The organism is Bacteroides muris (ex Fokt et al. 2023), from assembly GCF_024704895.1.
GTDB classification, from domain to species: domain Bacteria; phylum Bacteroidota; class Bacteroidia; order Bacteroidales; family Bacteroidaceae; genus Bacteroides; species Bacteroides muris.
Map to the genome: position 1 here is coordinate 1 of NZ_JAMZEE010000152.1, position 235 is coordinate 235.

The 235-nt window shown below is 43.8% G+C and carries 1 pseudogene; it reads right to left on the reverse strand.

Annotated features, from left to right (window positions below):
* Window positions 1-43: 43 nt before the first annotated feature.
* Window positions 44-235, reverse strand: a pseudogene (locus M1B78_RS18660) (hypothetical protein); the annotation flags it as partial.

Below are 235 nucleotides of genomic sequence, written 5' to 3' on the forward strand. Positions count from 1 at the left end.
TGCTGACGGCGGCAAAATTACTGCCTTTCCAGGTACTGAACTATCAGTGATTTATCCTTACATCATATCCGTATGGGGCAATCAGTGTGGTATCTTCCCGTTTTATGATGGCCCATACCTTCTCCAATTCGGTGATTATCGTACTGTAAGTCAAAGGCTTTTGCTCTCCTCTGGCTCTCTTTGTGAAGTTTTCGGATGCTACGAGCAGTTTGGCTATATCCGTTATTTTCCTGAT